The 25,847-nt window shown below is 57.1% G+C and carries 26 protein-coding genes; 20 read left to right on the top strand and 6 right to left on the bottom strand.

Annotated features, from left to right (window positions below):
* Positions 1–37: 37 nt before the first annotated feature.
* Complete coding sequence (gene tsf / locus FOY56_RS09585; RefSeq protein WP_146345609.1) at positions 38–913, top strand: translation elongation factor Ts; 876 nt, start codon at positions 38–40, stop codon at positions 911–913.
* Positions 914–1,401: 488 nt separating this feature from the next.
* On the opposite strand, the gene FOY56_RS09580 is transcribed toward tsf, so the two are convergent.
* The 3 genes from FOY56_RS09580 to FOY56_RS09570 all read right to left on the bottom strand — a co-directional run bounded on the left by FOY56_RS09580 (position 1,402) and on the right by FOY56_RS09570 (position 3,922).
* Positions 1,402–2,157, bottom strand: coding sequence for a helix-turn-helix transcriptional regulator (locus FOY56_RS09580; RefSeq protein WP_146345684.1), 756 nt, complete (start codon positions 2,155–2,157; stop codon positions 1,402–1,404).
* Positions 2,158–2,418: 261 nt separating this feature from the next.
* On the bottom strand, positions 2,419–2,895 hold the full coding sequence (locus FOY56_RS09575; protein ID WP_146345608.1) for a MaoC family dehydratase: 477 nt from the start codon (positions 2,893–2,895) through the stop codon (positions 2,419–2,421).
* Between the two features lie 22 nt (positions 2,896–2,917).
* Positions 2,918–3,922, bottom strand: coding sequence for an NADP-dependent oxidoreductase (locus FOY56_RS09570; protein WP_146345607.1), 1,005 nt, complete (start codon positions 3,920–3,922; stop codon positions 2,918–2,920).
* Positions 3,923–4,020: 98 nt separating this feature from the next.
* On the opposite strand from FOY56_RS09570, the gene FOY56_RS09565 reads away from it, so the two are divergent.
* Entirely contained in the window at positions 4,021–4,677 is a 657-nt protein-coding gene (locus tag FOY56_RS09565; RefSeq protein ID WP_146345606.1) for a histidine phosphatase family protein, read from the top strand.
* Between the two features lie 6 nt (positions 4,678–4,683).
* On the opposite strand, the gene FOY56_RS09560 is transcribed toward FOY56_RS09565, so the two are convergent.
* Positions 4,684–5,679: an NADPH:quinone oxidoreductase family protein gene (locus FOY56_RS09560; protein ID WP_146345605.1), complete on the bottom strand. Its 996-nt coding sequence runs from the start codon at positions 5,677–5,679 to the stop codon at positions 4,684–4,686.
* A gap of 132 nt (positions 5,680–5,811) precedes the next feature.
* Here FOY56_RS09560 and FOY56_RS09555 point away from each other — a divergent pair, with 132 nt between their 5' ends.
* From FOY56_RS09555 to FOY56_RS09505, 11 genes are all read left to right on the top strand, one after another.
* Positions 5,812–6,978: an acyl-CoA dehydrogenase family protein gene (locus FOY56_RS09555; RefSeq protein WP_146345604.1), complete on the top strand. Its 1,167-nt coding sequence runs from the start codon at positions 5,812–5,814 to the stop codon at positions 6,976–6,978.
* Positions 6,979–6,983: 5 nt separating this feature from the next.
* The gene (locus FOY56_RS09550) at positions 6,984–8,099 is read left to right on the top strand and encodes an acyl-CoA dehydrogenase family protein (RefSeq protein WP_186766294.1); all 1,116 of its coding nucleotides are present in this window, start codon (positions 6,984–6,986) and stop codon (positions 8,097–8,099) included.
* A gap of 7 nt (positions 8,100–8,106) precedes the next feature.
* A complete protein-coding gene (locus FOY56_RS09545) occupies positions 8,107–8,910 on the top strand; it encodes an SDR family NAD(P)-dependent oxidoreductase (protein ID WP_146345682.1) in 804 nt (267 codons plus the stop codon).
* Positions 8,911–8,926: 16 nt separating this feature from the next.
* The gene (locus FOY56_RS09540; protein ID WP_146345603.1) at positions 8,927–9,856 is read left to right on the top strand and encodes an SDR family NAD(P)-dependent oxidoreductase; all 930 of its coding nucleotides are present in this window, start codon (positions 8,927–8,929) and stop codon (positions 9,854–9,856) included.
* 23 nt (positions 9,857–9,879) lie between these two features.
* On the top strand, positions 9,880–10,530 hold the full coding sequence (locus FOY56_RS09535) for a histidine phosphatase family protein (RefSeq protein ID WP_146345602.1): 651 nt from the start codon (positions 9,880–9,882) through the stop codon (positions 10,528–10,530).
* Positions 10,531–10,542: 12 nt separating this feature from the next.
* A complete protein-coding gene (locus FOY56_RS09530; protein ID WP_146345601.1) occupies positions 10,543–11,571 on the top strand; it encodes a phosphotransferase family protein in 1,029 nt (342 codons plus the stop codon).
* 562 nt (positions 11,572–12,133) lie between these two features.
* A complete protein-coding gene (locus FOY56_RS09525; RefSeq protein WP_342779783.1) occupies positions 12,134–13,351 on the top strand; it encodes a branched-chain amino acid ABC transporter substrate-binding protein in 1,218 nt (405 codons plus the stop codon).
* A gap of 89 nt (positions 13,352–13,440) precedes the next feature.
* Complete coding sequence (locus tag FOY56_RS09520; protein WP_146345599.1) at positions 13,441–14,397, top strand: branched-chain amino acid ABC transporter permease; 957 nt, start codon at positions 13,441–13,443, stop codon at positions 14,395–14,397.
* Positions 14,394–15,701 (top strand): branched-chain amino acid ABC transporter permease, encoded by a 1,308-nt coding sequence (locus FOY56_RS09515; protein WP_146345598.1) that lies wholly within the window; start codon positions 14,394–14,396, stop codon positions 15,699–15,701. The genes FOY56_RS09520 and FOY56_RS09515 overlap by 4 nt, the downstream gene beginning before the upstream one ends.
* Positions 15,698–16,456: an ABC transporter ATP-binding protein gene (locus tag FOY56_RS09510; RefSeq protein WP_146345597.1), complete on the top strand. Its 759-nt coding sequence runs from the start codon at positions 15,698–15,700 to the stop codon at positions 16,454–16,456. Before FOY56_RS09515 ends, FOY56_RS09510 begins: the two co-directional genes overlap by 4 nt.
* Positions 16,453–17,157 (top strand): ABC transporter ATP-binding protein, encoded by a 705-nt coding sequence (locus FOY56_RS09505; RefSeq protein WP_222434973.1) that lies wholly within the window; start codon positions 16,453–16,455, stop codon positions 17,155–17,157. Before FOY56_RS09510 ends, FOY56_RS09505 begins: the two co-directional genes overlap by 4 nt.
* Positions 17,158–17,230: 73 nt before the next feature.
* Here FOY56_RS09505 and FOY56_RS09500 read toward each other — a convergent pair whose 3' ends face one another.
* Complete coding sequence (locus FOY56_RS09500; RefSeq protein WP_146345595.1) at positions 17,231–17,842, bottom strand: glutathione S-transferase family protein; 612 nt, start codon at positions 17,840–17,842, stop codon at positions 17,231–17,233.
* 84 nt (positions 17,843–17,926) lie between these two features.
* Between FOY56_RS09500 and FOY56_RS09495 the strand changes: the two genes are divergently transcribed.
* Genes FOY56_RS09495 through FOY56_RS09465 form a run of 7 tightly spaced genes read left to right on the top strand, consistent with a single transcriptional unit; the run spans position 17,927 to position 25,093 of the window.
* Positions 17,927–18,397 carry a winged helix-turn-helix transcriptional regulator gene (locus FOY56_RS09495; RefSeq protein WP_222434970.1) on the top strand — a complete coding sequence of 157 codons (471 nt, stop codon included), beginning with the start codon at positions 17,927–17,929 and terminating at the stop codon, positions 18,395–18,397.
* A 2-nt stretch (positions 18,398–18,399) separates the two neighbouring features.
* Positions 18,400–19,155 carry an enoyl-CoA hydratase/isomerase family protein gene (locus FOY56_RS09490; RefSeq protein WP_146345594.1) on the top strand — a complete coding sequence of 252 codons (756 nt, stop codon included), beginning with the start codon at positions 18,400–18,402 and terminating at the stop codon, positions 19,153–19,155.
* An 11-nt stretch (positions 19,156–19,166) separates the two neighbouring features.
* Complete coding sequence (locus FOY56_RS09485; protein ID WP_146345593.1) at positions 19,167–19,964, top strand: enoyl-CoA hydratase; 798 nt, start codon at positions 19,167–19,169, stop codon at positions 19,962–19,964.
* Between the two features lie 19 nt (positions 19,965–19,983).
* Positions 19,984–21,222, top strand: a complete 1,239-nt coding sequence (locus FOY56_RS09480) for a serine hydrolase domain-containing protein (RefSeq protein WP_146345592.1) — start codon at positions 19,984–19,986, stop codon at positions 21,220–21,222.
* Positions 21,219–23,174, top strand: coding sequence for an acetoacetate--CoA ligase (locus FOY56_RS09475; RefSeq protein ID WP_146345591.1), 1,956 nt, complete (start codon positions 21,219–21,221; stop codon positions 23,172–23,174). The genes FOY56_RS09480 and FOY56_RS09475 overlap by 4 nt, the downstream gene beginning before the upstream one ends.
* A 30-nt stretch (positions 23,175–23,204) precedes the next feature.
* Positions 23,205–24,071 (top strand): acyl-CoA thioesterase, encoded by an 867-nt coding sequence (locus FOY56_RS09470; protein ID WP_146345590.1) that lies wholly within the window; start codon positions 23,205–23,207, stop codon positions 24,069–24,071.
* A gap of 29 nt (positions 24,072–24,100) precedes the next feature.
* A complete protein-coding gene (locus FOY56_RS09465) occupies positions 24,101–25,093 on the top strand; it encodes an amidohydrolase family protein (RefSeq protein WP_146345589.1) in 993 nt (330 codons plus the stop codon).
* Here FOY56_RS09465 and FOY56_RS09460 read toward each other — a convergent pair.
* Positions 25,075–25,845: an SDR family oxidoreductase gene (locus FOY56_RS09460; protein WP_146345588.1), complete on the bottom strand. Its 771-nt coding sequence runs from the start codon at positions 25,843–25,845 to the stop codon at positions 25,075–25,077. The genes FOY56_RS09465 and FOY56_RS09460 overlap by 19 nt on opposite strands.
* Positions 25,846–25,847: the final 2 nt, after the last annotated feature.

Raw genomic sequence — 25,847 nt, 5'->3', positions numbered from 1 at the left:
CGCCCCACACTCGATTTTGATTTGAGGAGAGCCACAAATGGCAATCACAGCCGCACTCGTGAAGGAACTGCGCGACACAACTGGCGCAGGCATGATGGACGCCAAGAAGGCGCTCACCGAAACCAATGGTGACATGGAAGCTGCCGTTGACTGGCTGCGCACCAAAGGTCTGGCCAAGGCCGCGAAGAAATCGGGCCGTACTGCAGCCGAAGGTCTGGTTGCGGTCGTCGTCGACAATGGCAAAGGCGTTGCTCTGGAAGTGAATTCCGAAACCGACTTCGTTGCCAAGAACGCCGAATTCCAGGAAATGGTCGGCGATTTCGCCAAAGCCGCATTGGGCGTTGATGACGTCGAAGCGCTGAAGGCTGCCGAGATCAATGGCAAGTCCGTTGCAGAAATCCTGAACGAAAAGATCGCTACAATCGGTGAAAACATGTCGGTGCGCCGCATGACATCGGTCGAAGGCGAAAACGTCGTGTCTTACGTCCACAACGCTGCAACCGGCGGAATGGGCAAGATTGGCGTTCTGATCGCAATGACCGGCGGTGACGAAGCATTCGGCAAGCAGGTTGCAATGCACGTTGCAGCCGTGAACCCGGCATCGCTGAGCGAAGCTGATCTTGACCCGGCTGTGGTCGAGAAGGAAAAGCAGGTTCAGATGGATATTGCACGCGAAAGCGGCAAGCCCGAGCAGGTGATTGAAAAGATGATTATCGGACGCATGAAGAAATTCATGGCCGAAGTTACGCTTCTTAATCAGCAGTTCGTGGTTAACCCTGACCTGACCGTCGGGGCGGCCGCCAAAGAAGCTGGTGCTGAAATCACCGGTTTCGTGCGTCTGGAAGTCGGCGAAGGCATCGAAAAGAAAGAAGAAGACTTCGCAGCGGAAGTCGCCAAGGCCGCACAAGGCTAACAGCTCTTTCGGGACAGTGTAAATTGCTTGAAGCCGCGCTCTGCGCGGCTTCATTCGTTTTGGACTGCCGCAGTACAAACCCGGGGCACAAGAAGTCCGACGCTGAGGTTGTGCGGTGAGAAGGTGTACAAGCGAAACGCCGGAGCCGCGACAAGCGCGGCTCCGTAGTTTTTTTGAAGGCCCCGATTCATTGGGGATGGGGCAGGGCCTTTCAAAATGCTCCGGCTCGGGATGTGGATCAATACACACCTAAGCCGGACAGGTCAGAGGGCCTTGAAATAGCAAGGTTCTTTTCCCGATGTTCCCTGGCTTTAAGCCACCACTCACGGAACAACACCAGATTGCGATTTCTTGCCGAGTTCGGAAAGTAATGTATTCCTTACCTTAGGTAATTCTCACCGATTTTTGCGTTAATATACTGAAATATAACAAAATAAATTTCACAAGCTTAAAGGCTGCGCTGTTCTGGATGGCTTGGTCAGCGGTTTTTACGTCTCGACCACGAACATCTGGTTTTGCAGAGCCGCCTTCAGAACAGCCTGTGCCGTCGTCTCAACCGAAAGTGACTCCCGGGCCAGACGAAGATGCTTTTCGACGGTTGCCGAGGTAAGCCCCATCAGCAACGCGATGTCCTGCGTCGTTTTTCCGTCACCAACCCATTCCAGCGCTTCGCGCTGGCGTTTTGTCAACGCGCGGCTGGGGGCGGAAAAGGGCAAGGTCAGGATTTTCAGATGGGCGAAATTGTTCATCAACAGGATATCGTCGCCATGCTCTGCCCAGGTCTGGTCTATTTCGTGCTGTGTCAAGCCGTGTCGCCCGGCCAAAGATATCGCGCCCTTTGAGCGGATGGAAACCGATCTGAAGCTGACCGTGTACCCGGCAGTGACCTGCATTTTAAGGTTGAATTCCATCACCTTAAGTTCTTCGGGTGTCAAATTGCCGTCCTGAAACCGGTTCGCAAGGGTCGCCCAACTGCTTGCGCCCTCATGATCAAGCGCCCAGTGCAGCATGGGGGCGTGAAAATACAGACCCTCATGCAGGAACCCTTGCAGGTATTCCGCACTGTGATTGCTGAGAACGATGAAATCATCAGGGTCCCCAAGCGAAGTTCCCGTACGATAGCGTGTGTACCCGTAAATCAGGCGGTCAAAACCATAGTGATTCATTTGTCGGGTGTGGGCGTCCCATAGTTCTTCAAGACTCTGAACATTGGTGACGAAGTGCAGATATTCGCGCAGATCCATCATAATACCATCCCCCTACGTGGGGAAGATCATTCGCGCCGTTCAGAAGTGCCATCGAAAGCGTCCCGAATCCTCGGAACGCTGTCGGGTAACATCTGGAACACAACACAAAGCAACCGTCGCGACCGGCCAGGAGAGTGCCGGGCCTTGCCGCATTTTCGGTTTATTTCCCCATACCTTACCAAGCTTAATCAACGCAAAGACATGTTGTCCAGATTCGGCTGCGACTTGGACCAAAGTTTGCGGCTTGATGTGTCTTGCTTAACTCTCTTCGCCGAAAACGATCATCCCCAACCAATCGGCGATCAGAGCCGGTTTTTCCTGTCCTTCGATCTGGATCGTCAACTCGACTGTGCGCAACAGGTTGGTGGCCGATTTTTGGATCACCGATTTCAGCACGAACCGCCCGCGCACACGCGATCCGGCCAGCACTGGCGACAGAAACCGAAGTTTGTCGAAGCCATAGTTGATGCCCATCACGGTTCCCGGCATCGGTTTCAGTACGTCATAGGCAAACCGGCTGGCCAAAGACAACGTCAGGAAACCGTGTGCAATGGCGCCGCCAAACGGCGTTTCCGCAGCCGCGCGTTCAGGATCGATATGAATCCACTGGTCGTCATGCGTGATCTTGGCGAAGGCGTCGATCATCGGCTGGTCGACGGTGATCCAGTTCGCCACGCCGACTTCGTCGCCGATTTTTGCTTCCAGTGCGGCACGCGCGTTTTCGATGGCAGTCATGAAATTCCCTCTCTGTGTTGTGTTATGACGGGTCTGCGGCGACGCGGACCATGCGCTTGCCTTTGTTTTCGCCTGCCAGAAGCCCAATCAGGGCCGCAGGTGCGTTTTCAAGCCCCTCAACGATGTCTTCGGTCACCTTGATCTGGCCCGACGCCACCCATGTCTGCAATGCACGCAGGGCAGCTGCATCCTCGCGGACAAAATCCATGACGATGAACCCTTCCATGCGCAGGCGTTTGACCACGACCAGGCCGGGCAGGTTACGCGGGCCTGTGGCGGCGTCGGTGTCGTACTGGCTGACCGCTCCGCAACACACGACACGTCCGCGTTCGTTCATCACGAACAGGGCCGTTTCCAGAACCTGTCCGCCGACGTTATCGAAATAGACATCCACACCATCGGGGCAGGCGGCGCGTAGGGCCTTGAACATGCCGGGGTCGCGGTAATCCACACAGGCATCAAATCCCAATTCCTCTGTCACCCAGGCGCATTTCTCGGGTCCACCCGCGATACCGACAACCCGGCAGCCAAACGCTTTGGCGATCTGTCCCACAAATCCGCCAACCGATCCGGCTGCGGCCGACACCAGAACCGTTTCGCCAGCGATCACGCGACCGACGTTAACCAACCCGTGAAATGCGGTTTTACCAGCAATGCCATAAACACTCATCAAATGAGACAGCGGCTCGACCTTGGGCAGTTTCATTAATCCGCGCGCGGGCAGGGCGGCATAGTCTGCCCAAACCGATTCCCCAGCCACTAGATCGCCAGACTGGAACTTGGTTCCGTTGCCGTCGACAACTTCGCTGATCGCATAACAGGGCATCGCATCGCCCGGTTTGACCGGTGCGCGGTACGTGGCGCCCTGCATCCAGGCGCGCATCGCGGCATCGATTGAAATCAGCGTCGTCTTGACCAAGACCTGACCGTCCTGAACCGCTGGCATGTCTGCCTCGGTCAATTCAAAATTGTCCTGTTTCAGTGTGCCTTTGGGCAGTTCGGTCACGCGGACCTGTCGATTAGTCATGTCGAAAAACCTTTCGGATGAAGATGAATATGGGCGCTTGCGCTTTGTGTGCCACTCAGTAGCGTGCGGAATACCCCGGCATGGCAGGAGGCCCCAGAATGGCTCAGGAATACCGACAGCATGTGTACCAACCGCCCAAAGGGGCCGCCGATCTTCTGCTGATCCGACATGGCGAAAGCATGCCAGCGCGTCCCGGCGTGTCTTTTCCGATGAAAGACGGGCATGGCGATCCGGCCCTGCATCCCAATGGCGAGGCGCAGGCTTTGGCCGTAGGTGAACGTCTGAAAGGCGAAGCGTTTGACGCGATCTATGTCACTACGTTGCAGCGGACCCATCAAACCGCTGCACCTTTGGCGGCCCATCTGGGCCTGACCCCACGGATCGAGGCCGATTTGCGTGAAGTTCATCTGGGCGACTGGGATGGCGGATTGTACCGGATCAAGGCCGCCGAAGATGCTCCTGAATTTCAGCGCGCGCGGGAAAATCAGGAATGGGGTGAAATCCCCGGCGCGGAAACCACGGCGCAGTTGCAGGCCCGTGTTCGGGCCGGGCTGTTGCGCATCGCGCAGGCCCATGCCGACGAACGCGTGGCCGTGTTCGTGCATGGCGGCGTCATCGGTGCTGCTATGGCCGTGGCCAGCGGCAGCGCACCCTTCGCCTTCACCGGGGCGGCCAATGGTTCCATCAGCCGCCTGGTCATATTGGGCGAGGTCATGACGATCAGGGGGTTCAACGACTGCGCGCATCTGGAGTGATCCGGCTCAGTCGATCTCAAGCACCACTTTGCCCATGACCTTGCGGTCTTGCATCAGGTTTAGTGCGTCAGCCGCCTGATCCAGCGGGTAACGTGCGCTGATCTGCGGTTTGATCTTGCCCTCGGCATACCACTGGAACAATTGACCGACATTTGCGGCGTGGCCCTTGGGGTCTCGAGCGACCGCAGCGCCCCAGAACACGCCAACAACCTGACATCCTTTCAGCAGCGTCAGGTTCAACGGCAGCTTGGGGATGCCGGCAGGGAAGCCCACGACAAGGAAACGACCTTCCCAGGCCAACGCGCGCACAGCGGGCTCGGCATACGCACCACCAACGGCGTCATACACAACATCAACACCTTCGCCCCCGGCCAGTTTCTTGATTTCACTCGACAAGGCTTTTTGAGCGTCACGGTCCAGTTCACGCGGGTAAACGATGGTTTCATCGGCCCCGATCTTGCGGCAGAACGCGGCCTTTTCCTCGGACGAAACAGCCGCGATAACCTTCGCGCCCATGGCTTTGCCAAGCTCAATAGCAGCCGCACCAACACCGCCAGCCGCACCCAGAATCAACAGCGATTCCCCGGCTTTCAGGTCCGCCCGATCCTTCAGCGCATGCAGTGACGTGCCATAGGTAAAGATGAAACAGGCGGCATCCTCATATGGCATGCCGTCGGGGATCTTCACGGCGCGCATCGGATCGACATAAATCTGGGTGGCGAAACCGCCAAAACCAGTCAGGGCCAGAACTCTATCGCCTTCGGTATAGCCTTTGACACCTTCACCCACGGCAATCACGTCACCCGCGATCTCACCACCTGGCGCAAAGGGGCGCGGCGGTTTCATCTGGTACAGATCCCGGATCATCAGTGTGTCCGGGAAGTTCAGACCGGCTGCGCGAACCCGCACAACAAGTTGGCCTTTCTTGGGTTCCAGATCGGGAAGGTCTGTTAGTTCAAGGGTTTCAGGACCGCCGGGGGCGGTGCTTAGCATGGCTTTCATGGTCTCTCTCCCTGTTGCACCAAATGACGGCGCGTCGGAAGGAGTCATCCTTACGCAGAACGTTGTTGTCAACTCACTTTCGAAATGCAATTCTGCAATGCGAAAAATAAGCGATCATGAAAGGGGAGGAGCATGACGCAGTTCAGCAAGGACTTGTCCGTGTTCCGCGAAGAGATTCGCGACTGGCTGGAGGCAAATTGCCCCGAAGAAATGCGTGACGGCGCGATAACCGAGCGTACCATCTGTTGGGGCGGCAAGAACTGGAACTTTACGTCAGATGCACAAAAAACCTGGTTGGATCGTGCATCAGCGGCTGGGTTGACGGTTCCCAAATGGCCGACTGCCTACGGTGGAGCGGGTCTGAGCCGCGATCAGGAAAAGATCCTGCAGGACGAAATGGGCCGCATCAACGCGCGTCCGCCGCTGCAAAGCTTTGGTATCTGGATGCTTGGCCCGGCACTTTTGCAGTTCGGAACCGAAGAACAAAAGCTTGAATACCTGCCGCCCATCGCACGTGGCGAAGTCCGCTGGTGCCAGGGCTATTCCGAACCCGGCGCAGGGTCGGACCTGGCAAATGTGCAAAGCAAAGGCGAAGACAAAGGTGATCACTGGCTGATCAACGGCCAGAAGATCTGGACGTCCTACGCCGACAAAGCCGACTGGATCTTTGCGCTGATCCGCACGGATCGTGAGGCCCCCAAGCACAAAGGGATTTCGTTCATTCTGATCAATATGGAGAACGAAGGCGTCACAACCCGCCCGATCCAGCTGATCTCGGGCTCTTCGCCATTTTGCGAGACCTTCTTTGACGACGTGAAAACCCCTATCGGCAATGTGGTGGGCGAGGTCAATCGCGGGTGGGACGTTGCCAAATACTTGCTGACCCATGAACGCGAGATGATCTCGGCCGGCGGCGCAGGTCTGTCCGGTGGCGGCCGGGCCTTTGGCGCGATCCTGAATGACGAGGTCGGTGGATTGTCCGACCCGATCCTGCACGCCGATGCGATGCGGGCCGAAGTCGATGCGCTGTCCATCGGTCTGACCATCGAGCGCTACAAGGACATGGCCGAATCCGGCCAAGGCGTTGGCGATGCGTCTGCAATGCTGAAATACATGGGCACCGAGCTCAACAAGACCCGGCACGAGCTGGTCATGGCGGCGGGCGGCAGTGATGCGCTGGAATGGGAAGATGGGCGCGCACCGCACTGGTTGCGCACGAAAGCGAACTCGATCGAGGGCGGCACATCCGAAGTGATGCTCAGCATCCTGTCGAAACGCGTTCTGGGACTTCCGGGGTAAAAGACATGGCAAAACTGGTACGAACCGAAGAAGAGGTCATGCTGGCCGACGCCGCGCGCGGCTTTCTGGATGGCGCTGCCCCCGTGTCGCATCTGCGCGGCCTCAGAGATGCAGGCAAGACCCACGATCCCGCCTTGTGGAAAGACATGTCCGATATGGGCTGGGCTGGCATCATGGTGCCGGAATCCGCTGGCGGCGCTGATATGGGCGCGGCTGCGGCCTGTGTTCTGGCCGAAGAGTTGGGTAAAACGCTGGTCTCAAGCCCGTTCATTTCGACTGCTGTCATCGCAGCGACGGCGCTGAAACAGGTTGCTGATGATCGCGCCAATGCGGCGCTGGCCAAGATCGCCTCGGGTGAAATGATCTATGCGCTCGCCGTAGATGAAACGAACAAGTTCGCCCCGGAAGCCTCTGAAATGCAGGCTAAAAAGGTCGGCAATGGATTTCGCTTGAACGGCACCAAGGGCTTTGTTGTCGACGGCGGTCTGGCGGATCGCCTGTTGGTTCTTGCCAACACCGGTGATGGTCTGACCCTGTTCGATCTCCCCACTGACCGCACCGGGATCAAACGCGACACCACCGCAATGATAGACAGTCGGGATGCAGCGCGTGTTACATTCACCGATGTCGACGCCACCGGCGACGACGTTCTGGGAACGGTCGACGATGCGATGAGCGTTCTGAAACCCGCACTTCAGGCCGGACAGGCCGCGCTGGCCGCCGAAATGGCGGGCGCTGCCGCCGGGGCGTTTGGCATGACGGTCGAATACTTGAAAGAACGCAAGCAGTTCGGCGTCGAAATCGGGCGGTTTCAGGCCCTTCAGCATCGCGCCGCACATTTGTGGAGCGAGACAGAAGTCACTGCCTCTGCCATCATGAATGCAGGTCGACAGTTGGACGAAAACCCCGACGAGGCCGAACTTGCAGTGTCACTGGCCAAAGCACGGGCGACTGCGACGGTGCAATTGGCCGTGCAGGAAGGCGTACAGATGCATGGCGGCATTGGCATGACAGATGCATTCGACATGGGTTTCTATATGAAACGGGCCCGCGTTACCGCCGAATGGCTTGGCGACTATGGGTATCACGCGCGCAAAGTCGCACATCTCAGAGGGTTTTGAACCTATGATGACACCGGATAATTTGTTTTCTCTGGCAGGTAAGACTGCATTGGTCACGGGCGGCGCCACCGGCATCGGTCGCATGGCAGCCGAAGGGTTGGTATGTGCAGGTGCCCGTGTGCTGATCGCCAGCCGCAAGGGCGAGGCTTGCGAAGCTGTGGCCGCAGAATTGAACGCACTGGATGCGCCAGGGTCTGCCGAAGGATTTGCAGGTGACGTCGCCACCGAGGCCGGGATCGCGGCCTTGATTGACGAAGTCAAGAATCGCACGGAAACTCTTGATATTCTGATGAATAATGCGGGTCGCACATGGGGTGCACCGATGGGCGAATTCCCATTCGCTGGCTGGGGCAAGGTCATGGATCTGAATGTCGCGGGCCTGTTTCAATTGACGCAGGATTTGCTTCCGATGCTCAAAGGCTCGGTGGGTGATCCGGCCCGCGTTATCAATGTCGGGTCTGTCATGGGCGAAGTTCCGATGGGCGACGGGGCTTACAGCTATGCCGCGTCAAAGGCAGCCGTGCTGCACCTGACCAAAATCATGGGCAAGGAACTGGCCGGACGACACATCACTGTCAACGCGTTGGCGCCGGGGCCGTTCGAATCCAAAATGACTGCCTTTGCAATGACGGGCGACGACCAACAAAGTCATGTTGCCAAAGGGGTGCCGTTGGGTCGTGTGGGTCGTGCCGAAGACATCGCCGGGTGCATGCAATTTCTGTGCGGGCGCGGTGGTGCGTATCTGACGGGTGCTGTTTTGCCGGTTTCCGGCGGGATCAACGTGTCCACCGGCGGCCACATCTTCGAATAGACTGAGGGAGCGTATCATGGATATCCGATTTGATGGCCGCGTGGCCATTGTCACTGGCGCTGGCGTTGGTCTGGGCCGAAGCCACGCCTTGGGGCTGGCGGCGCGCGGTGCAAAGGTTGTGATTAACGATCTCGGTGTGTCGACATCGGGCGAGGGTGGATCGTCTGACGCCGCAAACTCTGTGGTCGACGAAATCCGCGCCGCCGGAGGCGAGGCGTTTGCCCATGGGGCCGACGTGTCAAACGAAGAGCAGGTGCGCGACATGGTCGATCAGACCATGAAGCAATGGGGGCGCATCGATGTCCTCGTGAACAATGCCGGGATTCTTCGCGACAAGACGTTTTCCAAAATGTCACTCGACGATTTCCGCAAAGTGGTCGACGTGCATCTGATGGGCAGCGCGACGTGTTGCCATGCCTGCTGGCCGATCATGCGCGAACAGAAATACGGTCGCATCGTTCTGACGTCGTCTGCCTCGGGGATCTACGGCAATTTCGGGCAGGCGAACTATGGCGCGGCCAAGGCTGCAATGGTCGGGCTGATGAACGTGCTGCATCTGGAAGGCGCGCGCGACGACATTCGGGTCAATACACTCGCTCCGACGGCGGCGACGCGGATGACCGAAGAACTGCTTCCGCCGCAAGCGCTGGAATTGCTGGCCCCGGAAAAGATCACGCCCGGATTGCTGTACCTTGTCAGCGAAGACGGACCATCGCGGGTTATTCTTGGGGCTGGGGCCGGATGTTTTGCGCAAACAAGAGTGTACGAAACGGAAGGAATCCTTCTGGAAGGAAGTACAAATACGCCAGAATCCGTTGCAGCGCAGTTTGATCAGATCAATGATCCGATAAATCAGGCCGAGTTGCAGGATGCCTTTGGCCAAACGCGAAAGTTCGCCAAACGCGCGGCAGATGCCCAAGGGCTGAAATTGCCTTGGGGTGAATAAAGTATTGGATGTAAGGCGCTGAAATGGCAGAACTTCTGGTAATTCGCCACGGACAGGCTTCGTTTGGCGCGGACAATTATGACCAGCTGAGCGCGTTGGGCGAAAAACAGTCCGTCGCGGTTGGCGATGCCCTGCGCGACATGAACTGGGTGCCGGATCGAATGGTCACAGGAACTCTGGAGCGTCAGAAAAAAACGCTTGAATTCATGGGGTTCAGTGGCGCAGCGGACGAACACCCGGGCTGGAATGAATACGATTTTTACGATCTGCTGCGGGTACGTCATGGCGGTGAAATGCCCCATGACGTCCGTCATGATCGACGCACACATTTTCGCACGCTGCGGGAAACCGTGTTCGACTGGCAGGCGGGTGGGCTGGAAGGTACCAAGGAGAGCTGGTCAGATTTTACAGACCGCATTGAAAGTGCACGGAAATTCTCAACCGCAGAGGGCGCGGAACGTGTGCTTGTCGTCAGTTCTGGCGGTGTTATCGGGCAATTGGCCGCGCAATCCGTCGAAGCCCCGCCAAAGATGATGATGACGTTGAATTTGCAGGTCAAAAACACCTCGATCACAAAATTCATCTTTTCAGGAAGCCGGTTTTTCCTGCATGAATTCAACTCGACCCCGCATTTCGCAACGCCGGAACGCGCCGGGTTGATGAGCTATAGCTGAAGGGGAAACAGCATGACCCAATCGACACAGACACTCGATCTGGACGCGGTAGACGCTTATCTGAGCGCCAACCTGCCGGGATATTCGGGACCTCTTGAAGCTTCGAAGTTTGCCACTGGCCAGTCGAATCCGACATTCCTGCTGAAAACACCCGCGCGAAACTATGTTCTGCGGCGTAAACCGCCCGGAGTTCTGCTGAAATCTGCCCATGCGGTCGATCGCGAGTTTCGCGTTCAAAAGGCGTTGGCAGATACCAAAGTACCTGTGGCGCGGATGCATTTGCTTTGCGAAGACGACGATGTCATCGGGTCGGCCTTTTACGTGATGGACCATGTCGACGGGCGTAATTTCACCGACCCGCTGATGGAGGGCGAAAGTAACGCAACCCGTGCTGCGGTGATTGATGAAATGAACCGCGTACTGGCCGAATTGCACATGGTCGATATCAATGCCGTCGGCCTGTCGGATTATGGCCCTCCGGGGGACTATTATGAACGTCAGGTTGGCCGGTGGTCCAAACAGTACCGGGCTTCTGAGACCGAAAAAGTCCCCGCGATGGACACCCTGATCGAACGGCTGACAGCTGCCATCCCCGAAGATGACGGGCAGCGGACGCTGGTTCACGGAGACTATCGTATCGACAACATGATGTTCGCAAAAAGCGGCTCAGACTGTCTGGCCGTGCTGGATTGGGAGCTTTCAACCATAGGGCACCCTTATGCCGATCTCGCTTCGGTCATTATGCAATGGCAGATGCCTCCGGGAAATGAAGGGCGCGGAATGGCGGGCATTGATCGTACCGCATTGGGCCTGCCGTCGGACGATGAGTTTGTTGCCAGATATTGCGAACGTCGCGGGATCGACGGGATCGATGATTTTGGCTTTTACCTTGGCTTTTGTTTTTTCCGCATGGCGGGGATTGTTCAAGGCGTCTTGAAGCGGGCACTTGATGGGAATGCATCAAATCCCGACCGGGCAATCCGGCTGGGCAGTTTTGTTCCTGCTTTTGCCGAGCGTGGGCTTCAGGCGTTGGACAAATGAACACCTGATCTGATGTACCAAGACCTCCCGGATCTGCGTTTTCCGGGGGGGCGTTCTGCAAGACAGCAGGCCAGAGCCGTGCAGAGCCATAGAATCACTCGCACTGCAAAATGCCATTTCACATCGTGGAAATATTATCTGAGCGGCTCGGGTCGGGTTTTGACTGGGATACCAGTGATATCCCGGCAAAAAAGTTCGAGCCATGAGCTGTATGTCGAAGGTAAGTATACGGCTTAATTCAGGTATCAAACCATTTACTGGGCATGAGAATCTGAACGTTTCAGCCAACGGTACAAGGCGATTAAAAGTTAATTTTTACAATTGCTTACTCCATAAATCGACATGTTACGAGAGACTGGAACTCGGACTTTGAAACTTGTGCGGAATGGCGTCCCGCCCATCGGAACATGAGCTGGTAAGGCTGCGTCAAAATGGTCCTGGCAACGCTTGACTTTAAACCGGGATGTGCAAGGCTCCCCATAGGTCTAGCGTTAGTTGCGAAAAGCATGTCGGGCCTGTCTAGGGAGGAAAATAAATGCGTAATCCAATAAAGTTCGGCCTTGTGGCTGCGCTGGCAGCTTCTGTAAGCGCGTCTGCGGCCATGGCAGACACCGTCAAAATTGCCTTTATCGATCCGCTGTCTGGCCCGTTTGCCGGCACCGGCACCAATGGTCTCCACCAGTATGAGTTCGCTGCCGACCGGCTTGTGAATGAAGCAGGGGGTGTTCTTGGTGGCGATATGTTCGAAATCGTCGCCTTCGACAACAAAATCAGCCCGAAAGAGTCGCTGATTCAGCTGCAGGTGGCGATTGACCAGGGCATCCGTTACATCGCTCAGGGCAACAGCTCGGGTGTTGCGAACGCTTTGACTGAGGCGATTGAAAAGCATAACCGCCGTAACCCTGATGACCGGGTTCTATTCCTGAACTACTCGGCTGTCGATCCGGCACTGACGAACGACAAATGCAACTTCTGGCACTTCCGTTTCGATGCAAACGCCGACATCAAAATGGATGCTTTGACAGACGTGATGGCTGGCGATGACAGCATCAAGAAAGTGTACATCATCGGTCAGGACTATTCATTCGGCAAAGCTGTTGCTGCAGCCGCAGTGAAAAACATCTCGGAAAAGCGCCCCGACATCGAAATCGTGGGTAACGAACTGCATCCGATTGGTAAGGTTAAAGACTTTACACCCTATGCACGTAAGATTGTGTCCTCGGGTGCTGACGCGGTCATTACTGGCAACTGGGGCGCTGACATGCTTGGCCTCGGAAAATCAGTTCTTGAAAATGGCTACACCGGCCCGATCTTCACCTACTACGCGGCAGCTGATGGTATCACTGCGGCCTTCGGTGAAACCGGCAAGGGCAGCCTGCGCCTTGTTGCAGAAGGTCAGATCAACCCTCCCGTGTCGATGCGTGCGACCGAATACTATAATGCTTTCAAAGAGAAATACCCTGAGGGCAATATCAGCCAGGCACGTATCACCAACGTGATCGAAATGCTTGCAAAAGCCATCAACGAAGCCGGCAGCGCCACAGATGTTGTGGCCGTGGCCAACGCTTTGGAAGGTATGGAGCATGAAGGACTGTGGGGCGGCAAGATGATGATGCGTCCGCAGGATCACCAGTTGATTCAGGATGTGCATATCCACGCGCACACAGATGACGGTATCACCTTTGACTACGACAACTCAGGCTTTGGCCTGGTCGTCGAGAACACGGTGACCATGGCCGCCATGGACAGCCCGACCACTTGCGAAATGAAGCGCCCCTAAGGGATCCGCTTTCCGCGCGCCCTGTCATTCTGGCAGGGCGCGCACGCAGTGCACATCTTTCGATCATCTACTAGTACCGGAGGGGCCCTATGGACCTCATACTCGTCAATATCATCGACGGGCTGGTGACGGGCCTTTTGCTGTTTATGCTCTCGGCCGGTCTCACCCTGATTTTCTCGATGATGGGAGTTCTGAACTTCGCTCATGCCAGCTTTTACATGCTGGGTGCTTACTTTGCCTACCAGATCAGTCTTGCTTTGGGGTTCTGGATGGGGCTGCTTATCGCACCCCTTATCGTTGGCGTCATGGGGGCAGGGGTAGAACGTTACGGCCTGCGTCGCGTGCACCAATACGGGCATGTCCCGGAACTGATTTTTACGTTCGGTTTGGCGTTGTTGATCGAAGAACTGGTGCAATTCATTTGGGGCAAGAACCAAATGCCCTATCAGGTTCCGGACGTGTTAAACTTCACGGCCTTTGCCATCGCTGGCAATTCGATCCCGGCCTACAAGATCTTCATGATCTTCATATCCGTGGCGATCTTCATCGGGCTTTTGTACGTTCTGACCCGGACACGCGTAGGCATGATCATTCAAGCCGCGCTCAGCTATCCCCGGACGGTCGAATCCTTGGGCCACAATGTTCCGCTGATCTTCATGGGCGTATTTGGAGTGGGGACAGCCCTTGCCGGCGTCGCGGGGGTGATCGCGGGACCCGTGCTGGGCACCTTCCCGGGCATGGCTTTTGTACTTGGATCCATCGTTTTCGTAACAATCGTAATTGGCGGCCTTGGATCCCTTTGGGGGGCTTTGGTCGCGTCTTTGTTGATCGGTTGGGTCACCACGTTTGCCAAGTCCTATAACATCGCCATGTCGGACATACTGAACGGCATCGGCTTTTCCACACCTGAAAACCTGAGCGATAGCCTTTGGCGTGACCTTTGGACCGTGACCAGCCCACAGATTGCGGACATTCTGCCGTATATCCTGATGGTGCTCATCCTGATTTTCCGCCCCTACGGCCTTTTCGGAAAGCGTGACGCATGAGCGAGCAAGACCAGATCACAACCGACCCGACAAAGCCTGCACAGCGCATGCGTGCCGGGTCTATGACCATAAGTGCAACACCCTGGATCATTGCTGCAGTGCTCCTGATCGCGATGCCATACCTGTTTCCATCGCGCTCAGCCCTGACAATCATGAATCAGATGTCGATCACCATCGTCTTTGCGCTGGCTTACAACATGTTGCTGGGGCAGGGCGGAATGCTGAGCTTTGGCCACGCCGTCTATATGGGCGTCGGCGGGTTTGTCGCCGTTCATGTCATGAACTTGATTTCGGATACCGGCGCGCCCTTCCCAATGCCATTCTTGCCCATCGTGGGCGGGCTGTTCGGTATGGGGCTTGCGATGATCGTTGGTAGTTTTTCGACCCGAAGTGCTGGGACGGTTTTTGCCATGATCTCGCTTGGGGTCGGTGAACTTATCGCGGCCTGTTCCGTCATCATCGTTGTGTTTTTCGGCGGCGAGGAAGGCGTGTCAGGATATCGCGACGAAGGGCTGCCATTCTTTGGTTTCGATTTTGCCCAGCAGATCGAAGTATACTATCTGATCGCGGCATGGCTGATGATATCGGCGCTGCTGATGTACCTCTACTCACGTACGCCGATCGGACGAATGGCCAATGCGGTGCGCGACAACCCCGAACGGGCCGAGTTTCTGGGCTATTCGGCGCGTTGGGTCCGCTACTATAGCTTCGCGGCCTCGGGCTTCTTTGCCGGGATCGCTGGCGGGCTATTCGCCATCAACTATGAGATCCTGACCGAAGAGAACCTGAACACAGCTTCTTCAGGTGTCATCCTTCTGGTGACCTTCCTGGGTGGTGTCGGCTTCTTCTTTGGCCCGATCATCGGGGCCATCGCGTTCACATTGCTGCAGACTGTTCTTTCGTTGCACACCGAGCTTTGGGCTTTTTATGCAGGGGTTCTGTTCGTGGCCACAGTGATGTTCTTCCCTGGCGGGTTGGCCGGTCTGATCATGATGCATGTGCCGGTTTTCCAAATCGGCAAGGCGAAGCAGTTGGTTCTACCGTATTTCAAGACGTTGATTCCGGGCGCGGTGGCAGTGCTTGGCGTGTCTGCCTTGGTGGAAATGACGTTTCACTATCGTCATGCGGCGACAGGTGACAATGAAATGACTGTGTTTTGGACCACTTTCGACAGCCATGCCATTCTGCCTTGGGTCATTGCATTGGTCGTCACGTTCGGAGCGCTCTATCTGACGCGCCTCAACGCTCCGTCCCTGCGAGAAGCGTGGGCTGAAGCAAATACACCCGATGGAGGCGCCGCATGACCGCAGCACTTGAACTTAGCGGCTTGCGCAAAAGCTTTGGCAAGACCGAGATCATTCGAGGTGTGGATCTGGCCATTGGTCAGAACGAACGCCATGCGATCATCGGTCCCAATGGCGCGGGCAAATCCACACTCTTCAATCTGATTACAGGACGTTTTCCGCAAACCAGTGGCCACATTCGCCTGCATGGTCAGGATCTGGCCGGTAAGGCACCTTATGAGATCAACCGGATGGGCCTTAGTCGGTCATTCCAGATCACGAACATCTTTCCCAAGATGACCGTGTTCGAAAACGTCCGGTGCTCTCTGCTTTGGTCGATGGGGTACAAATATAACTTCTGGTCAATGGTCAGTAAAAGTCGTGCGCTCACGGATGGGGCCGACCAGATTCTGGAGCAAATCAACCTTACTGCGCGGCGTGACTTACCTGCTGGCGTCTTGTCCTATGCAGAACAGCGCGCGCTTGAAATCGGGATCACAATTGCCGGTGGTGCGGATGTGATCATGCTGGACGAACCCACTGCCGGCATGAGCCATTCTGAAACCGACTATATCGTTGATCTGATCCGCAAGGTTACCGAAAACAAGACGCTGATCATGGTGGAACATGACATGGGTGTCGTCTTTGGTCTGGCCGATCAGATCTCGGTCCTCGTGTACGGGGAAATAATCGCAACCGGTCGTCCGGAAGATGTCCGCGCCAATTCCAAGGTGCAGGAAGCTTATCTGGGCGAAGCATTGGAGGCCGAACACTGATGCTGGATGTTACCGATCTGCACGCATACTACGGCAAATCCCATATCCTTCAGGGCGTGAATATCTCGATCGCCGAAGGTGAAATTGTCGCCCTGCTGGGCCGCAATGGGGTCGGGCGTTCGACCACCTGCAAAGCCATTATGGGCGAGGTTGAACCGCAAGGTTCGGTCATGTTCAAGGGCAAGGAAATCGCGGGCCGAAAGGCCTTTGAGATCGCGAACCTTGGGGTTGGGTATGTGCCTGAGAACCGCGACATTTTTCCCGGTCTCACAACCCGTCAGAACCTGATCCTGGGATTGAAACCCGGTCAGAAGGACGGACAGGGCCGCTGGTCGATGGAAGACATGTTCAACATGTTCGAGAATCTGCGCAACCGGGCTGATGTCGAGGCATCCGTACTGTCGGGTGGCGAACAGCAGATGCTGACCATGTGCCGGACGTTGATCGGTGACCCGGATCTGGTCATGATCGACGAACCGACCGAAGGGTTGTCACCTCAGATGGTGCAACGTGTGGCCGAACTTTTGAAAGAGATCGCAAATCGCGGCATTGCGACCTTGTTGGTTGAACAGAAACTGTCGATCGCCATGGATATCGCCCACAAGGTTTATGTGATGGGCCACGGCCACGTTGTGTTCGAAGGCACGCCTGACGAATTGCGGGCCCGTGAAGATGTCCGCAAGGAATGGCTTGAAGTGTGATTGCTTGAAGTCTTGAAAAGGGGCACCGGGTGTATGCTCGGTGCCCTTCATTTTTTTGGAACTTGATCGGTGATTAAAGCGTCATCGCTTTTTGCAGGGCCGGGCGCGCCAGAAGCCGGTTGGCATAGGCCTCAAGATTGGGCAGCGCCGAGAAATCGATCTTCAGCATTTCGCGCGATATAACAACCGAATGTCCTGTCATGATATCCGCAGCGCTGAAATCACCTGCCAGAAAGTCGCGCCCCTCCATATGGGTATCCACGGCGCTCAGCATCTGGCCCAGCAGCTTTCGGGCGCGCTTTTCGTTCACTTCGTTACGACGGTCGGGCGGAAGCAGGATCGTTTCGACGACGATGGTATTGATCGGCGGCATGATCATGCCTTCACAATAATGCAACCATTGTAGATAGGTCGGGAATTCAGGCGCATCGACGGTCGGTTGCAGACGACCCTGACCATGGCGGGCCAGAACGTATTGCACGATGGCACCGGATTCGAACATCATCACGTCCCCGTCCTGCAACGCCGGAACCCGGCCCATCGGATGCACTTTGGCCAGGTAGTCGGGCGCACGCATCTCACGGTCGCCAAGAGAGAACTTTTCGACCTCATAGTCGAGATTGAGTTCTTCCAACAACCATGCAACCCGCACCGCGCGGCTGTTTCGAGCGTAATAAAGTTTCACGATAACCCCCTTGATTTCACCGGGAAAATTGACATTTCTTCCTTGGTTGATCTACAGTAGCTTCAGATTTTGAAGGGAGTCAACGTGAGCCGCGCGGATCTTGCCAAATCCAGTTGTTCGCTGTCTCGCGCGGTCGAGCGTGTGGGGGATCCGTGGACGTTGATGATCCTGCGCGAAAGCTTCCTGGGCACCCGTCGGTTCGAAGATTTCCAACGTCAGACGGGCGCGTCCCCGCACCTGCTCAGCCAGCGCCTGAAGCAAATGTGTCAGGACGAAATCTTGCGCAAACGTCTTTATTGCGATCATCCGCAGAGGTTTGAGTATGTTTTGACCGAAAAGGGCCGTGATTTGTGGCCCATGATTATGGCGCTTAGGGCGTGGGGCGACAAATGGTTGGGACGGCCTTATTCGGTCCGCCTGACCCACAAAGGGTGCGGTGCTGAAATGGAGCCGCAGTTGTGTTGCCCGGATTGTGGCGAGCCAATCGGCGCCCGCGACGTTGCAGCCGACATCGGCCCTGACCTGCAGTTTGAACGAAACCGACTAAGGACGTAAACATGGGCGAAGAGTTTTTGATCCGCAAAGATCACGGTGATGGAGTTGCAGGGATCGTTTTGAACCGGGCTCCGGTCAATGCGTTGAGCCCGGGATTTCTGGCTGAGTTCGGCACCATGATTGATGAATTGACGGCGGATGATTCTGTTGGTTCCATTCTGATTTCAAGCGATTTCAAGGTGTTGTCCGCGGGTCTTGATCTGAAAGAGGCGCAGGGTTTTGATCTGGCCGCCCAAAAGGCAATCGTCGAAGCGCTGAACCGGGATTTCCTGAAGTTATTCGCCTGTCCGAAGCCAGTTGTGACCGCCGTGGCAGGCGCGGCTATTGCGGGCGGGTTATTCTTTGTTCTGGGCGCCGACCTGCGGGTGGCGGGCCCACGCGCGGCTTTCGGGCTTGCCGAAGTTCGCGTCGGGGCAGATCTGCCTGTGGGGCCGATGGAAATTGCCATGGCAACGTTGGACCAGAACACGGCCCGCCAGCTTTTGTTGACCGGACAGCCAATCAACGCTGAACAGGCCCATGCCCGTGGGATTGTGGATGTTCTGGTTCCCAAAGGTGAAGATGTTCTGACCCGCGCGGTTGCTGAGGCGCGCATCCTTGGGCAGTTGCCGTCGCTGGCTTATGCGTCGATCAAACATAATCTGCGGGGTCCAACGATTGCGCGGATCGAAGCGGCGATGAAGCAAGGTGCCATCGGGTCGGAAAGTGGTTGGTTCAACGCGCAAACCAAAGCTGCGATGCAGCGCATGCTTGGCTGAAGGGAACTCTGATGACGGATACCGCCATTCTTGTGCACCGCGATGGCGCGGTGGCTGAGATCACTCTAAATCGACCCGAGGCCCTGAATGCAATGTCGGCCGCGCTGGTCGATGCTTTGAAGAATGCGTTTCAACAGTTGTCGGCCGATGATACCGTCCGGGCCATCATTCTGACAGGGGCCGGGCGAGCGTTCAGTTGTGGCGTGGACCTTAAGGAGATCTCGCAATCTCCTGATGCTATTCAGAATTTTGACTGGCATGGCGGAGCCAGCCTGTATGATGCGGTGCACGCCTGCCCACATCCGGTGATCTCGGCGGTGAACGGATTTGCAATAACTGGCGGACTTGAACTGGCGCTGCTGGCCGATTTCATCATCGCCTCTGACACGGCTGTTTTCGCCGATACGCATGCGCGGGTTGGTATCACGCCGTCCTGGGGGATGACGCAAGTGTTGCCCAGGTTGATCGGTATCAACCGGGCCCGCCAGATGAGTCTGACGGGCGAATTTGTCGATGCGGCCAAGGCCTATGATTGGGGCCTTGCGAACGAAATCGTGCCCGCCGACCAATTGATGGATCGGGCCAGACATCTTGCGCGCCAGATTTGCGAAACCGATCGCTCGACAATGACCAAGATTCGCGATCTGATTGGTATCAGCGCCGAACTGTCGCTGTCTGCGTCGATGACGCGCGAGGCGGCTGTGTTCGATGACCATATCGCAACCGTTTCGACCAAGGACGTGGCCGAAGGCCGGGAGCGGGTCACGGCGCGCGGGCGCAAATTGGCCGGGAATGATACGCCGTCCTGACGGCAGAGGGAGCAGGCAAATGAACATCGAGCGTGCGAAACAGGGTTTCGATCCTGATCGTCTGAACCGGGTGGCCGTCTGGCAGGATCGGTATGTGGCGCAGCGCAAATACCCGGGAAGTTCGGTTCTGATCCGGCGCGGCGGGGAAGAGGTGTTTTTCAACACCACCGGCCAGCGCAACATAGCTGCCGGATTGCCGTTTCAGCGGGACACGGTTGCACGTATCTATTCGATGACCAAGCCGGTGACCTCGGTCGCAATCATGATGTTGGCCGAGCAGGGGCTTTTCCACCTTGATGCGCCTGTGTCTGAATTCATTCCTGCGTTTTCTAACATGACTGCGCTGGTGCCGGGTGCCGAACGGATCGATCAGACCGAACCTTGCGCCACGCCGACCCTCCATCAATTGCTGACCCATACCAGCGGTCTGAGCTATCCGTTCAACCCCGGCCTGCTGAGTCAGGCAATGGACAGCGAAAAGATCATCTTTGGCCCCCGTCAGGGGCGGTTGGCAGACATGGCCAACCGTCTTGGAGAACTTCCACTGGCCTTTCGCCCCGGGTCTCGCTGGGAATACTCTGTCTCCATCGACATTCTGGGTCGCGTGGCCGAGGTGGTGTCGGGAAAGACGCTTGCCGAATTTTTTGAAACCGAAATCTTTGCCCCCTTGGGCATGACGGATACGGCGTTTTCGGTCCCAAAAGGCACAGGCGACCGGTTTGCATCGCTTTATACTCCATTGGAAGGCGACGCGATGGACCTGAACTCTGCCAAAACCGGCGGCGAAACCTTGCGCCTGACGGATGAGGCCGGGTCATCCGCCTTCGAGAACGCGACGATGTACTCTGGCGGCGGTGGTCTGGTGGGAACCATTGATGATTACATGGCCTTTGCGGAAATGCTGTGCCGTGGCGGTGATTGCCATGGCGGTCGCCTGCTGTCGCCAAAGACTTTGGACTTCATGATGCGCAACCATCTTCCGGGCGATATCGCCTCGATGGGGCCACAAAGCTTTGCCGAACAACCGATGGAGGGGATGGGTTTTGGTTTGGGCGGGGCTGTTGTACTGGATCCCGGACGGGCAAGAAGCCCCGGCAGCGTCGGTGATTTCAGCTGGGGCGGCATGGCGTCGACCTTTTTCTGGGTCGACAGGGCAATGGACATGAGCGTGGTATTCTTCACCCAGTTGTCGCCTTCCAGTTCCTATCCGGCCCGGTCCGAACTTAAGGCGCTGGTGCATGGGGCGACAGTCACATGACCGAGTCGCGTCCAGTTTTGTGGCGGCCGTCGGCCACTTATGCCGCGTCATCCAGCATGGCGCGGTATGTCCGCTGGCTTGAGGCGACCCAAAGCCTGTCTTTCGGTGATTACAACAAGATGTGGGAATGGAGCGTCGCTGAACCCGATGCCTTTTGGGAGTCGATCGTTGCGTTTTTTGAACTGCCACTGGATCAGGACAGCGACCTGGTCCTGGCCGAGCGCAAAATGCCGGGCGCAGTATGGTTTCCCGACGCAAAGCTGAATTTCGCTCAGGCGATGCTACGCCAGTCTCTTAAGACACCTGATCGCACTGCCGTCATTCTGCGGTCTGAAACCTTTGGGCGGCGCGAATTGTCCTGGGCTGAATTGGCGGCGCAGGTTGCCAGTGTGGCCGCTCATTTCCGCCAGATGGGAGTGAAGCAGGGGGATCGGGTCGTCGCAATCTTGCCAAACACCGAAACGGCGTTGGTTGCGTTTCTGGCGACCGCAAGCATCGGCGCGATCTGGTCACTTTGCGCGCCGGATATGGGTCATGTCGCGATCCTGGACCGGTTCCAACAGATCGCTCCAAAGGTCATCATCACGCAAGATGGGTATGTCCATGCGGGCCAGATGATTGACAGACGCGCGGTTCTTGAGACGATTTTCGACGGGCTTCCGTCTGTGGAGCATCGTGTGATGGAGCCGGTCGTCGGGGACCTGCCCGCAGGTCAGGTCGCGTGGGACGATCTGATCGGACTGGACGCCGAGCCCGAATTCACACCAGTGCCCTTCGATCACCCGCTTTGGGTGGTGTATTCGTCCGGAACCACAGGCAACCCCAAACCCATTGTGCATGGGCACGGCGGCGTGCTGCTGGAAGGGGCCAAACATTCGCTGCATCAGAACATGCAGGCCGATGACCGGTATTGCTGGCTGACGTCGTCCGGCTGGATCATGTGGAATTCGCAGTTTTCTCCGATGGGGCAGGGCGCGACAATCGTGCTGTTCGATGGTGCCCCCCATCATCCCGACATGATGGCGCTTTGGCAGGTCGCGGCAGATGAAAAGGTGACGTTTCTAGGGGTCGGCGCGGCTTTTGTCACTGTGTGCATAAAGGCGGGTATCCGTCCCACTGACGCAGTCGATCTGGGCACAATGCACGCGATGGCTACGACAGGATCGCCGCTGACCGACGATGGATATGAATGGATTTATGACGCCGTCAAGCCGGACGTCTGGCTGGCACCGGTGGCGGGCGGTACGGATTTGGCGGGGGCCTTCGTCGGGGGTAACCCGATGTTACCCGTGCGCGCCGGCGAAATGCAGTGTCGGCTGTTGGGCAATGCCGTTCGCGCTTATGATGATGACGGCAACGATCTGATTGGCGAAGTGGGCGAACTGGTCTGTACTGAACCTCTGCCGTCGATGCCGTTATGTTTTTGGGGCGATGAGGACGGATCGCGCCTGCATGACAGCTATTTCGACACGTATCCCGGGGTCTGGCGCCATGGCGACTGGATCGAAATCACGCCCCAGGGCGGGGCCGTGATCTATGGACGGTCCGATGCAACGATCAACCGCAAGGGGCTGCGCATGGGCAGTTCCGAGATCTACAAGATGGTCGAAGGTCTGCCCGAAGTGCTGGAAGCTTTGGTTGTTGATCTTGAATTCCTCGGTCGCGAAAGTTTCATGCCGCTGTTCGTGGTGCTTGCCGACGGCGTGGCACTGGATGAAACGCTGAAAGAGCGGATCAACGCGGCAATCCGTGAAGGTGTGTCCCCCCGTTTCATTCCGAATGAGATCGTTCAGATCGCAGAAGTGCCGCGGACATTGTCCGGGAAAAAGCTGGAAGTCCCGGTGAAAAAGCTGCTTTTGGGGGGGGACCCAGAAAAAGTTGTGAACCGGGATTCGATGGCGAACCCCGATAGCTTTGACACTTTCATTGCCTATGCCGCCCAACGCGGCTGACCAGATGGCCCAAACAGGACTGCGCATCAGATGAACGATATCGCCCAACAATTGCTGACTTTGCTGGATGTTGAACGGCTTGAAGTCGATCTGTTTCGGGGTCTGGGGTCAGGCGGCGAGACGACAACCCGGATTTTTGGCGGTCAGGTCATCGCGCAATCGCTGGCAGCGGCCTATCGCACGGTTCCCGAAGACCGTTTGTGCCATTCGTTGCACGCCTATTTCATCCGCCCGGGCGATCCGTCCATCCCGGTGATCTATCAGGTCGACAATGCCCGCGACGGCGGCAGCTTTACCACACGGCGCGTGGTTGCCATCCAGCACGGCAAACAGATTTTCAATCTGGCGGCGTCTTTCCATGTTCAGGAAGACGGTTGGGATTTTCAACATGATATGCCTGATGTGCCCGGGCCAGAAGGGATCCCCAGCCGCGCTGAACTGCGGGACAAGTATATCGATCAGGTGCCCGAGAAGTTTCGGGCCGAATTTCTGCGGGTGCGCCCGGTTGAAATCCGCGAAATCGACCCGCCAGAGCCTTTTGCACCGAAACCATCCAGCGACGTGAATTACATGTGGATGCGAACGGATGCAGCAGCCGGACAAAGCCCGCAATTGCAGCACATCCTGTTGGCTTATACGTCTGACATGAACCTTCTGGGGTCGTCCCTGCGACCGCACGGGATTACCTGGTTCACTGGCGCTGCGATGACCGCCAGTCTGGATCACGCGATGTGGTTTCACGCGCCGCTTCAGTTGGATGACTGGCATCTATACGCAATGGATGCGCCGTTCACCGGTGGGGGGCGTGGGTTTAACCGAGGCAAGGTCTTTAGCCGGGATGGACGTCTGGTCGCCTCGGTCGCGCAAGAGGGGCTGATCCGGCCGCGCCGCAAATGAGCTATGCTTCATCACATTGGACGCCGGGCATGGACCAGCGTGACGACTGGCTGGCGCAGGTGCGCGAAGACATCATCGACCCCGAGCGCGAGATCGTCGATCCGCATCACCATCTGTGGGCCCGCGCGGCCTCGGTCTATGAGATGGACCGACTTCGGGACGATACCGGATCGGGGCACAACGTGGTGCAGACCATGTTTATCGAGTGTCGGGAATATTATGACACCGATGCCGATCCGTTTTTCGCACCGGTGGGCGAAACCCGCGCCGTAGCCGAAATGGCGCAAAGCTGCCCCCCTGGAAAGGCCCGGCTGTCGGGCATCATTGCCCATGCAGATTTACGCAATCCCGATCTGAACGCAGTTCTGGACGCGCATCTTAAGGCCGGGCAGGGGCTGCTGCGCGGCATCAGGCACTCCGGCGCCTTTGATCCCGAACCTGAGACATTGGCTATCCCGGCGCGTGGCGTACCGGGGCAGTACCTTGATCCCGATTTTCGCCGGGGTCTTGCGCTTTTGGGTGAGCGTGGGCTGACCTATGACACATGGCACTATCACCATCAGGCCGCAGATTTTCTGGACATGGTGCAGGCCGTTCCGAGTACGACAATCATTCTTGACCACTTCGGCACACCACTTGGCGTGGGACGGTTCGCCGGAAAGCGGGACGAAATCTTTGAACAATGGAAACAGGACATGGCGGCTTTGGCCGAATGCCCGAATGTTTTTGCAAAGCTGGGTGGGTTGACGATGCCCGACAATGGCTGGGGCTGGCATCTGGCCGAACGCCCGCCGACCTCGGATGAATTCGTTGCGGCGCAGGGCGACTATTACCACCACATGGTAGATATGTTCGGCCCGGAGCGCTGCATGTTCGAAAGCAATTTCCCGGTAGACCGCACCGGGATCGGGTATCATGTGTTGTGGAATGGCTTCAAAAAAATCGCCGAGCGCTATGACGGTGCGGCGCACGATGCCCTGTTCGCGGGCACCGCGCGTCAGGTTTACAACTTGTCGCCGTAAGTCCGATTCAGCTTGCGCATGCCGGCCAGCCATTTGTCATAGTTGTCAGCCTTAAATTGCATGTACCCCAGAACGTTCGCGTGCGGCAGAACCAGAAACGTCTCGTTGCGAATGGTTTCGACACAGGCTTCTGCCACGGGTTCGGGCTCCAGCATGCCATCAATGCTGGCCACACCATCCTCGTGCCCCCGGGTCATTTCGGACCGGACGGCTTGCGGGCACAGCACGGATACCTTGATCCCCTGATCGCCATAAGACAACGACAGCCATTCGGCCAATCCAACCGCTGCGTGTTTGGTCACGCCATACGGCGCGGCCCCAACCTGGTTCAGAAGCCCGGCCGCCGATGCCGTGTTCAGCAGATACCCTCCGCCACGTTCGGTCATGCGCGGCACCAGATGACGGGCGGCCCAGACATGTGACATCACGTTGATATCCCAGATCCGTTGCCAGTCTTCATCCGGAGCTTCGACGCCCCCGGCGACCAGAATGCCCGCGTTCGAGCAGAACAGGTCAATTGGGCCGACCTCGGTTTCCACCTTCTCAATCATGTCCGCGATTTCGGCTTCGATGCCGACATTGCAGGCCATGGCGACGCCACCGCATTCATCGGCGGTGGCTTGCGCGCCTTCAAGGTTCAGGTCGGCGCAAACGACAGCCTTCGCCCCTTCAGCCGCAAAGCGGATCGCCATGGCTTTTCCGATACCACTTGCAGCACCGGTAACAACGATGATCTTGTCTTTCAGGTCCATAG

Origin of the sequence: Falsiphaeobacter marinintestinus (genome assembly GCF_007923355.1) — a bacterium.
Lineage (GTDB): Bacteria > Pseudomonadota > Alphaproteobacteria > Rhodobacterales > Rhodobacteraceae > Phaeobacter_A > Phaeobacter_A marinintestinus.
Note: the sequence above shows the minus strand (reverse complement) of the source record. Positions and strands in the feature narration are given on the sequence as shown.

Excerpts from the sequence above, each read along its gene's own strand:
- tsf (WP_146345609.1), top strand. The coding sequence starts at position 38 with ATGGCAATCACAGCCGCACTCGTGAAGGAACTGCGCGACACAACTGGC.
- FOY56_RS09580 (WP_146345684.1), bottom strand. The coding sequence starts at position 2,157 with ATGGATCTGCGCGAATATCTGCACTTCGTCACCAATGTTCAGAGTCTT.
- FOY56_RS09575 (WP_146345608.1), bottom strand. The coding sequence starts at position 2,895 with ATGACTGCCATCGAAAACGCGCGTGCCGCACTGGAAGCAAAAATCGGC.
- FOY56_RS09570 (WP_146345607.1), bottom strand. The coding sequence starts at position 3,922 with ATGACTAATCGACAGGTCCGCGTGACCGAACTGCCCAAAGGCACACTG.
- FOY56_RS09565 (WP_146345606.1), top strand. The coding sequence starts at position 4,021 with ATGGCTCAGGAATACCGACAGCATGTGTACCAACCGCCCAAAGGGGCC.
- FOY56_RS09560 (WP_146345605.1), bottom strand. The coding sequence starts at position 5,679 with ATGAAAGCCATGCTAAGCACCGCCCCCGGCGGTCCTGAAACCCTTGAA.
- FOY56_RS09555 (WP_146345604.1), top strand. The coding sequence starts at position 5,812 with ATGACGCAGTTCAGCAAGGACTTGTCCGTGTTCCGCGAAGAGATTCGC.
- FOY56_RS09550 (WP_186766294.1), top strand. The coding sequence starts at position 6,984 with ATGGCAAAACTGGTACGAACCGAAGAAGAGGTCATGCTGGCCGACGCC.
- FOY56_RS09545 (WP_146345682.1), top strand. The coding sequence starts at position 8,107 with ATGACACCGGATAATTTGTTTTCTCTGGCAGGTAAGACTGCATTGGTC.
- FOY56_RS09540 (WP_146345603.1), top strand. The coding sequence starts at position 8,927 with ATGGATATCCGATTTGATGGCCGCGTGGCCATTGTCACTGGCGCTGGC.
- FOY56_RS09535 (WP_146345602.1), top strand. The coding sequence starts at position 9,880 with ATGGCAGAACTTCTGGTAATTCGCCACGGACAGGCTTCGTTTGGCGCG.
- FOY56_RS09530 (WP_146345601.1), top strand. The coding sequence starts at position 10,543 with ATGACCCAATCGACACAGACACTCGATCTGGACGCGGTAGACGCTTAT.
- FOY56_RS09520 (WP_146345599.1), top strand. The coding sequence starts at position 13,441 with ATGGACCTCATACTCGTCAATATCATCGACGGGCTGGTGACGGGCCTT.
- FOY56_RS09515 (WP_146345598.1), top strand. The coding sequence starts at position 14,394 with ATGAGCGAGCAAGACCAGATCACAACCGACCCGACAAAGCCTGCACAG.
- FOY56_RS09510 (WP_146345597.1), top strand. The coding sequence starts at position 15,698 with ATGACCGCAGCACTTGAACTTAGCGGCTTGCGCAAAAGCTTTGGCAAG.
- FOY56_RS09490 (WP_146345594.1), top strand. The coding sequence starts at position 18,400 with ATGGGCGAAGAGTTTTTGATCCGCAAAGATCACGGTGATGGAGTTGCA.
- FOY56_RS09485 (WP_146345593.1), top strand. The coding sequence starts at position 19,167 with ATGACGGATACCGCCATTCTTGTGCACCGCGATGGCGCGGTGGCTGAG.
- FOY56_RS09480 (WP_146345592.1), top strand. The coding sequence starts at position 19,984 with ATGAACATCGAGCGTGCGAAACAGGGTTTCGATCCTGATCGTCTGAAC.
- FOY56_RS09475 (WP_146345591.1), top strand. The coding sequence starts at position 21,219 with ATGACCGAGTCGCGTCCAGTTTTGTGGCGGCCGTCGGCCACTTATGCC.
- FOY56_RS09470 (WP_146345590.1), top strand. The coding sequence starts at position 23,205 with ATGAACGATATCGCCCAACAATTGCTGACTTTGCTGGATGTTGAACGG.
- FOY56_RS09465 (WP_146345589.1), top strand. The coding sequence starts at position 24,101 with ATGGACCAGCGTGACGACTGGCTGGCGCAGGTGCGCGAAGACATCATC.
- FOY56_RS09460 (WP_146345588.1), bottom strand. The coding sequence starts at position 25,845 with ATGGACCTGAAAGACAAGATCATCGTTGTTACCGGTGCTGCAAGTGGT.